The sequence below is a fragment of the Dyella sp. genome (assembly GCF_036568765.1).
GTDB lineage: Bacteria > Pseudomonadota > Gammaproteobacteria > Xanthomonadales > Rhodanobacteraceae > GSA-30.
Genome location: NZ_DATCRY010000131.1, coordinates 1 through 3,320 on the forward strand (window position 1 = coordinate 1; position 3,320 = coordinate 3,320).

Genomic DNA, 3,320 nt, shown 5'->3' on the forward strand with positions numbered 1-3,320 from the left:
TCTGTGGGAGCGACTTTCGTCGCGACGATCGTGCCTTATCGCAAGTCCTTGTCGCGACTGAAGTCGCTCCCACAACGATAGGATCCGCTTTCGCTATGTTCGGGCGATTGCGAGGTTTTTAGAGGTTCCCTGAAGTCGCTCCCACACCGCTAGGCCAGGCTTTCCTGTCTTTGTGGGAGCGACTTTCGTCGCGACATGAGTGCTTTGATCGCCGTGGGGAAGAAGGCGCTCAAGCTGGCAACGCTCGCTGGCGCGCTTGCCAGCGGCCGAGTGCAATCAGCACCAGGCCGATCAGGAAAAACGCAGCCAGCACCACCAGCGCATCGATAAATACCTGCGTGTAACCGATCGCCTTCACATCCAGAAACGGATAGGGATACCAGCCATCCCAGGCGCCGCGCAGCAACGCATACGCGAAATAACCGGCCGGATAAAGCAACCAGGCTCCGACCTGCGACCAGCGCAACGTCGCCTTGGGCACGGCCAGCCACCAATACAGCAAGATCCATAGCGGCATTACGACATGCATGATGTTGTCGCCCAGGATCTGCAGCCCTTGCGGATGCCACAGGCTGCGCAGCATGACGTTATAAACCAGGCCCACCACGATCATGCTCATGGTGGTGCCGGTATGAACGCCCGGACGTTGGAAGAAGCCCAGGGCGCTTGTGCCTGGCGCCAACGCGGCGGCGCTCAGTGCCAGTGCAGCCAGGATATTGGTCAGGATGGTGAAGTAGCCGAAGTACAGCCACAGGGCTGCACCGATGCCTTCGCCGGCGATGCGCTTGAGCGCGATAGTGAGGTAAAGCTGAAGCAGCAGACCGAACCAGCCGACAAGGGCGCCGAGAAGGGCTAGGGAGCGGTAGCGAGGAGTCATGGGAGAAGTGAGTGAAGAGGAGTGAATGAAGGCGTGGTGCGGCGTAAGTGCGGAAACCTGCTTTTACTTATTCCTCTCCGATCACTCCTAGAACTTATACCCTCGATGGATGGCCACAATCCCATTGGTCAGATTGCGCACATCCACGCGTCCAAAGCCGGCGCGTTCCATCATGCCCTTGAGCGTTTCCTGATCCGGATGCTTGCGGATCGATTCGGCCAGGTACTGGTAGCTGTCGGCGTCGCCCGCGAACAGCTGACCGAGTTTGGGTAGGATCTTGAATGAATGGAAATCGTAGAGCTTGCCGAACAGCTCGTTCTGCACGCGCGAGAATTCCAGCACCAGTGCACGGCCGCCCGGCTTGAGCACGCGATGGATATCGGCCAGCGCCTTGTCCTTGTCGGTGACATTGCGCAGCCCGAAGGCCATGGTCACGGCATCGAAGCTGTTGTCGGCGAACGGCAGGGCCTCGGCGTTGAGCTGGGTCCACTGCAGGCCGGCGACCAGGCCGCGGTCGGTCAGGCGGTCCCGGCCGACATTCAACATTGCGGCGTTGATATCGCCAACGACGATATCGCCCTCGTCGCCGACCACCGGCTTGAGCAGGGCGGCGATATCGCCGGTGCCACCGGCCAGATCCAGCACGCGATCGCCGCGGCGCACGCCGCTCACGGCCACGAAATGGCGCTTCCACAGACGGTGGACGCCCAATGACATCAGGTCGTTCATCAGGTCGTAATTACGCGCGACCGATGTGAAAACCTGGCCGACCAGCTTCTGCTTGTCGTCCACGGGGACGTCGCGGAAGCCGAAATGGGTAGTCTTGGGCTGCTGATCGTTCATGGCGTACATGCTACCGCGGCGACTAGTCCTTGTCGCTGTAGACCACCCCGTCCTTCATGACAAATTCCACGTGCTGCATGACGGTGATGTCCTCGATCGGGTTGCCGGGCACGGCGATCACGTCGGCGACCCGTCCCACGGCGATCTGGCCGAGCTGATCCTGCTTGTGCAGCAGTTCGGCCGCATGAGTCGTGGCCGCTTGCAGAACGAACATGGGTGGCATGCCTGCTTGCACCATGTATTCGAACTCCTTGGCATTCTGGCCATGCGGGTAGACCGCGGCATCGGTGCCGAAGGCGATCTTCACGCCGGCCTTGTAGGCCCGGCCGGCGGTAGCCTGGATCAGCGGCCCGACCTGGCGCGCCTTGGCGGCAACCTGCGGCGGGTAATAGCCGGTTTTTTCGGCCATGGCCTGCACATACTTGCCGGCGATGATAGTCGGCACATACCAGGTGCCATGCTCCTTCATCAGCTTCATGTCCTCGTCGTTCATGAAGGTACCGTGCTCGATCGAATCGACGCCGCCGAGCACCGCGCGCCGGATTGCCTCGGCGCCGTGCGCATGCGCGGCGACCGTATAGCCGTAGTCGTGGGCGGCGGCGACGATCGCCTTGATTTCCTCGATGGTCATTTGCGCGTTGTCGACGCTGGCGCTTTCGTCCAGTACGCCGCCGGAGGGCATGATCTTGATCACGTCCACGCCGTCTTTGTAGTGCTGGCGGATCGCTTTCCAGGCGTCCTCGGGACTGTTGATGATGCTTTGCTTCGGACCCGGATCGCCGGCCAGATCCTGGCGATAGCCGTCCGTCGGATCGGCGTGTCCGCCGGTCGTGCCGATCGCCTGGCCTGCGGTAAAGATGCGTGGGCCAGGCACCAGTCCGGCGTTGATGGCATTGCGCAGGGCGATCGACTCGTTGGCCGTGTCACCGAGGTTGCGCACGGTGGTGAAGCCGGCCAGCAGCGTGCGCTTGGCGTACACGGTAGAGCGGATTGCGTAGTCGGCGATGTTCCACCGGAATTGATCGGTAAAGCCGGTCGGGCTGGTTTCGCTGGTCAGGTGGGTATGTGCATCGATCAATCCCGGCAGGCAGGTGCCGCGGGTGAAATTGCGATAGCTGAAATTGGCGCCGCGCGCCGTGGCGGCATCGCTGTACGTTTTCGTATCCACCGTGCCTGCGTGGATTTCCTTGATCCTGTTGCCCTCGACGACCAGGGTGGTTTCGCCCAGCAATTTGCCTGCGGCGGTGTCGACCAGGTGGGCGCAGTGCAGGACGCTGACCGAGGGCGGTGGTGCGTCGGTCGCTTGAGCGGACAAGGATGCGGCGAGAGCGAATGGCAGGACGAGCGCGAGACGTGCGGTTTGCATGGGCGGCTTCCCTGTTGGCTGGTCCGGGATACTAACAAAGCAGGTGTGGCTTGGAGTTCGCAGGTGGCGCAGGAGCCCCCCTCACCCCAAGCCCTCCCCCGGCAAAGCCCTGTCTCTTGATCACATCTTGGTGGCTATCTGCTTAGCGAGCAGATAGCCTTCCATGCGTTCTTGCAGGCGAGCCCAGCCATGCCACAGAGCCTCCCAACCGGGTCGGCCCGTTCGTTTGGTGTC

The 3,320-nt window shown here is 61.9% G+C and carries 3 protein-coding genes; all 3 read right to left on the reverse strand.

Features of this window, described 5'->3' with window-relative positions:
- Positions 1–229: 229 nt before the first annotated feature.
- The 3 genes from VIM98_RS09560 to VIM98_RS09570 all read right to left on the reverse strand — a co-directional run bounded on the left by VIM98_RS09560 (position 230) and on the right by VIM98_RS09570 (position 3,086).
- On the reverse strand, positions 230–877 hold the full coding sequence (locus tag VIM98_RS09560; RefSeq protein WP_331992871.1) for a Pr6Pr family membrane protein: 648 nt from the start codon (positions 875–877) through the stop codon (positions 230–232).
- Between the two features lie 87 nt (positions 878–964).
- Positions 965–1,720, reverse strand: coding sequence for a bifunctional demethylmenaquinone methyltransferase/2-methoxy-6-polyprenyl-1,4-benzoquinol methylase UbiE (gene ubiE / locus VIM98_RS09565; RefSeq protein WP_331992872.1), 756 nt, complete (start codon positions 1,718–1,720; stop codon positions 965–967).
- Between the two features lie 22 nt (positions 1,721–1,742).
- Positions 1,743–3,086 (reverse strand): amidohydrolase family protein, encoded by a 1,344-nt coding sequence (locus VIM98_RS09570; RefSeq protein ID WP_331992873.1) that lies wholly within the window; start codon positions 3,084–3,086, stop codon positions 1,743–1,745.
- Positions 3,087–3,320 lie beyond the last annotated feature (234 nt).

Excerpts from the sequence above, each read along its gene's own strand:
- ubiE (WP_331992872.1), bottom strand. The coding sequence starts at position 1,720 with ATGAACGATCAGCAGCCCAAGACTACCCATTTCGGCTTCCGCGACGTC.
- VIM98_RS09560 (WP_331992871.1), bottom strand. The coding sequence starts at position 877 with ATGACTCCTCGCTACCGCTCCCTAGCCCTTCTCGGCGCCCTTGTCGGC.
- VIM98_RS09570 (WP_331992873.1), bottom strand. The coding sequence starts at position 3,086 with ATGCAAACCGCACGTCTCGCGCTCGTCCTGCCATTCGCTCTCGCCGCA.